The sequence below is a fragment of the Paenarthrobacter sp. TE4293 genome, from assembly GCF_050435325.1.
In the GTDB taxonomy this organism is placed as follows: domain Bacteria; phylum Actinomycetota; class Actinomycetes; order Actinomycetales; family Micrococcaceae; genus Arthrobacter; species Arthrobacter nitroguajacolicus_C.
In genome coordinates this window covers 1-5,472 of record NZ_JBNJRY010000015.1, presented here as the reverse complement: position 1 = coordinate 5,472, position 5,472 = coordinate 1, and the positions used below count along the sequence as shown (strand labels likewise).

General features: G+C 56.0%; 3 rRNA genes. All 3 read left to right on the top strand.

From position 1 onward, the window contains the following. A 16S ribosomal RNA gene (locus QF015_RS21530) occupies positions 1–1,449 on the top strand; the annotation flags it as partial. A 569-nt stretch (positions 1,450–2,018) separates the two neighbouring features. Then, positions 2,019–5,164 (top strand): 23S ribosomal RNA (locus QF015_RS21525). 146 nt (positions 5,165–5,310) lie between these two features. Next, positions 5,311–5,427 (top strand): 5S ribosomal RNA (gene rrf / locus QF015_RS21520). Positions 5,428–5,472 lie beyond the last annotated feature (45 nt).

Here is a 5,472-nt window from a genome sequence, read left to right as displayed (position 1 = left end):
CAGCTTGCTGGGGGGATTAGTGGCGAACGGGTGAGTAACACGTGAGTAACCTGCCCTTGACTCTGGGATAAGCCTGGGAAACTGGGTCTAATACCGGATATGACCATCTGGCGCATGTCATGGTGGTGGAAAGCTTTTTTGTGGTTTTGGATGGACTCGCGGCCTATCAGCTTGTTGGTGGGGTAATGGCCTACCAAGGCGACGACGGGTAGCCGGCCTGAGAGGGTGACCGGCCACACTGGGACTGAGACACGGCCCAGACTCCTACGGGAGGCAGCAGTGGGGAATATTGCACAATGGGCGCAAGCCTGATGCAGCGACGCCGCGTGAGGGATGACGGCCTTCGGGTTGTAAACCTCTTTCAGTAGGGAAGAAGCGAAAGTGACGGTACCTGCAGAAGAAGCGCCGGCTAACTACGTGCCAGCAGCCGCGGTAATACGTAGGGCGCAAGCGTTATCCGGAATTATTGGGCGTAAAGAGCTCGTAGGCGGTTTGTCGCGTCTGCTGTGAAAGACCGGGGCTCAACTCCGGTTCTGCAGTGGGTACGGGCAGACTAGAGTGCAGTAGGGGAGACTGGAATTCCTGGTGTAGCGGTGAAATGCGCAGATATCAGGAGGAACACCGATGGCGAAGGCAGGTCTCTGGGCTGTAACTGACGCTGAGGAGCGAAAGCATGGGGAGCGAACAGGATTAGATACCCTGGTAGTCCATGCCGTAAACGTTGGGCACTAGGTGTGGGGGACATTCCACGTTTTCCGCGCCGTAGCTAACGCATTAAGTGCCCCGCCTGGGGAGTACGGCCGCAAGGCTAAAACTCAAAGGAATTGACGGGGGCCCGCACAAGCGGCGGAGCATGCGGATTAATTCGATGCAACGCGAAGAACCTTACCAAGGCTTGACATGAACCGGTAATACCTGGAAACAGGTGCCCCGCTTGCGGTCGGTTTACAGGTGGTGCATGGTTGTCGTCAGCTCGTGTCGTGAGATGTTGGGTTAAGTCCCGCAACGAGCGCAACCCTCGTTCTATGTTGCCAGCGCGTTATGGCGGGGACTCATAGGAGACTGCCGGGGTCAACTCGGAGGAAGGTGGGGACGACGTCAAATCATCATGCCCCTTATGTCTTGGGCTTCACGCATGCTACAATGGCCGGTACAAAGGGTTGCGATACTGTGAGGTGGAGCTAATCCCAAAAAGCCGGTCTCAGTTCGGATTGGGGTCTGCAACTCGACCCCATGAAGTCGGAGTCGCTAGTAATCGCAGATCAGCAACGCTGCGGTGAATACGTTCCCGGGCCTTGTACACACCGCCCGTCAAGTCACGAAAGTTGGTAACACCCGAAGCCGGTGGCCTAACCCTTGTGGGGGGAGCCGTCGAAGGTGGGACCGGCGATTGGGACTAAGTCGTAACAAGGTAGCCGTACCGGAAGGTGCGGCTGGATCACCTCCTTTCTAAGGAGCTGCTTACAGCTGTTTCATTGTCCGTGTATGCGGGTGGTGGGGGTTGTCAGTGTTGCCCATTGCGCAGGCGTCTGTTCTGCGGTGGGTGCTCATGGGTGGAATATCAACGAATCAAACTTGTTTGGCATGGCCTTTACCGGTTGTGTCCTGGTGCCAGTACGGCAGCGTCGTGTCCCTTTTGGGGTGTGGTGTTGTGTGGAACGTGTCCGGGGCGTGTGGTTGGGGGTTGTGTTTGGCGCACTGTTGGGTCCTGAGGCAACAGGACCTTTTTGCAGCAATGCAGGGGGCACTTCTGGTGTTTCTTTTTGTTCCTGCAGCCGGTTCCTCCGGTCACTGTCGGCAGCTCCTTTGTGGGGGTTGTGGTGGGTGGGGGTGTGGCTGATGGGGTTGTTGTTTGAGAACTACATAGTGGACGCGAGCATCTAGGACACACACGTGTTGTGCCGGTGCCTCATTTTTTGGGGTGTTGGTGGTGTGTGTTCTTACAGCAATTTCTTATGAATGAACCTTGGGCCTTTTGTGGCTCGTGGTTCTCTCGAGTAAGTTTTTGATCTTTGTGTGGTCAAGTTTTTAAGGGCACACGGTGGATGCCTTGGCATTAGGAGCCGAAGAAGGACGTAGGAATCTGCGATAAGCCTGGGGGAGTTGATAACCGAGCGTTGATCCCAGGATGTCCGAATGGGGAAACCCCGCACAACGCTGTCATGGTGATTGTGTGACCCGCATCTGAACACATAGGGTGCGTGGGGGGAACGCGGGGAAGTGAAACATCTCAGTACCCGCAGGAAGAGAAAACAAGAGTGATTCCGTTAGTAGTGGCGAGCGAACGCGGATCAGGCTAAACCGTTTCATGTGTGATAGCCGGCGGGCGTTGCATGGGCGGGGTTGTGGGACTTTCCGTGATGGTTCTGCCGGACCATTGAGGTGAGGTGCAGGCATAGGTGAACGGTCTTGAAAGGCCGGCCAGAGAGGGTGTGAGCCCCGTAACCGTAATGTTTTGTGCCCCCTGGAGAGGATCCCAAGTAGCACGGGGCCCGAGAAATCCCGTGCGAATCTGTCAGGACCACCTGATAAGCCTAAATACTTCCTAATGACCGATAGCGGACCAGTACCGTGAGGGAAAGGTGAAAAGTACCCCGGGAGGGGAGTGAAACAGTACCTGAAACCGTGTGCTTACAATCCGTCGGAGCCAGTCTGATTCTGGTGACGGCGTGCCTTTTGAAGAATGAGCCTGCGAGTTAGTGTTACGTCGCGAGGTTAACCCGTGTGGGGTAGCCGTAGCGAAAGCGAGTCTGAATAGGGCGAGTGTAGTGGCGTGATCTAGACCCGAAGCGGAGTGATCTACCCATGGCCAGGTTGAAGCGACGGTAAGACGTCGTGGAGGACCGAACCCACTTCAGTTGAAAATGGAGGGGATGAGCTGTGGGTAGGGGTGAAAGGCCAATCAAACTCCGTGATAGCTGGTTCTCCCCGAAATGCATTTAGGTGCAGCGTTGCGTGTTTCTTGCCGGAGGTAGAGCTACTGGATGGCCGATGGGCCCTACAAGGTTACTGACGTCAGCCAAACTCCGAATGCCGGTAAGTCAGAGCGCAGCAGTGAGACTGTGGGGGATAAGCTTCATAGTCGAGAGGGAAACAGCCCAGACCACCAACTAAGGCCCCTAAGCGTGTGCTAAGTGGGAAAGGATGTGGAGTTGCGAAGACAACCAGGAGGTTGGCTTAGAAGCAGCCATCCTTGAAAGAGTGCGTAATAGCTCACTGGTCAAGTGATTCCGCGCCGACAATGTAGCGGGGCTCAAGTACACCGCCGAAGTTGTGGATTTCACACATTGCCCTAGCCTTCGTGGTTCAGGGGTGTGGAGTGGTAGGGGAGCGTCGTGTGGGCAGTGAAGTCGCGGTGTAAACCAGCGGTGGAGCCTACACGAGTGAGAATGCAGGCATGAGTAGCGAAAGACGGGTGAGAAACCCGTCCGCCGAATGATCAAGGGTTCCAGGGTCAAGCTAATCTGCCCTGGGTAAGTCGGGACCTAAGGCGAGGCCGACAGGCGTAGTCGATGGACAACGGGTTGATATTCCCGTACCGGCGAAAAACCGCCCATGCCAAGCGGGGGATACTAACCGCCCGGAGCCTGCCCGCTCACCCTTGTGGTGTTGTGGGTTTTGGCCGAGCGCGGGACCTGATCCCGGGAGGTAAGCGTATTAACAGGTGTGACGCAGGAAGGTAGCCGGGCCGGGCGATGGTTGCCCCGGTCTAAGGATGTAGGGTCAGGGATAGGCAAATCCGTTCCTGTGTGTTTCGAGCACGATCCTGAGATCTGATGGGACTCCCGTATGGGGGGATCCGGTGATCCTATGCTGCCAAGAAAAGCATCGACGCGAGGTTTTAGCCGCCCGTACCCCAAACCGACACAGGTGATCAGGTAGAGAATACCAAGGCGATCGAGAGAATTATGGTTAAGGAACTCGGCAAAATGCCCCCGTAACTTCGGGAGAAGGGGGGCCTGCCCCGTGATGGAGACTTGCTCTCCGTGAGCGGGTGTGGGCCGCAGAGACCAGGGGGAAGCGACTGTTTACTAAAAACACAGGTCCGTGCGAAGTCGCAAGACGATGTATACGGACTGACTCCTGCCCGGTGCTGGAAGGTTAAGAGGACCGGTTAGCCACCTTGTGTGGCGAAGCTGAGAATTTAAGCCCCAGTAAACGGCGGTGGTAACTATAACCATCCTAAGGTAGCGAAATTCCTTGTCGGGTAAGTTCCGACCTGCACGAATGGAGTAACGACTTCCCCGCTGTCTCAACCATAAACTCGGCGAAATTGCAGTACGAGTAAAGATGCTCGTTACGCGCAGCAGGACGGAAAGACCCCGAGACCTTTACTATAGTTTGGTATTGGTGTTCGGAGTGGCTTGTGTAGGATAGGTGGGAGACGTTGAAACCCGGACGCCAGTTCGGGTGGAGTCATCGTTGAAATACCACTCTGGTCACTTTGGACATCTAACTTCGGCCCGTGATCCGGGTCAGGGACAGTGCCTGATGGGTAGTTTAACTGGGGCGGTTGCCTCCTAAAAAGTAACGGAGGCGCCCAAAGGTTCCCTCAGCCTGGTTGGCAATCAGGTGTCGAGTGTAAGTGCACAAGGGAGCTTGACTGTGAGAGAGACATCTCAAGCAGGGACGAAAGTCGGGACTAGTGATCCGGCGGTACATTGTGGAATGGCCGTCGCTCAACGGATAAAAGGTACCTCGGGGATAACAGGCTGATCTTGCCCAAGAGTCCATATCGACGGCATGGTTTGGCACCTCGATGTCGGCTCGTCGCATCCTGGGGCTGGAGTAGGTCCCAAGGGTTGGGCTGTTCGCCCATTAAAGCGGTACGCGAGCTGGGTTTAGAACGTCGTGAGACAGTTCGGTCCCTATCCGCTGCGCGCGCAGGAAATTTGAGAAGGGCTGTCCTTAGTACGAGAGGACCGGGACGGACGAACCTCTGGTGTGTCAGTTGTACTGCCAAGTGCATCGCTGATTAGCTACGTTCGGATGGGATAACCGCTGAAAGCATCTAAGCGGGAAGCTCGCTTCAAGATGAGATTTCCATACACATTACGTGTGAGAGGCCCCCAGCCAGACCACTGGGTTGATAGGCCGGATGTGGAAGCGAGGACTAAAGACTCGTGAAGCTGACCGGTACTAATAGGCCAACAACTTACACCACACAACACACTGCACGCGTCCACTATGTGGTTCCCGAACAACAACCGTTCCAGGAACCCACAACAAAATAACAACCAAGCACCACAGTTGTAACCAGACTTCCCACCCCACACCGGGCACACCGGCACAGGGGACGGGTAAAAAAGTTACGGCGGTCATAGCGTGGGGGAAACGCCCGGTCCCATTCCGAACCCGGAAGCTAAGACCCACAGCGCCGATGGTACTGCACCCGGGAGGGTGTGGGAGAGTAGGACACCGCCGGACAACCATTAGGCAAGAGCCCCGACCACACGGTCGGGGCTCTTCCCC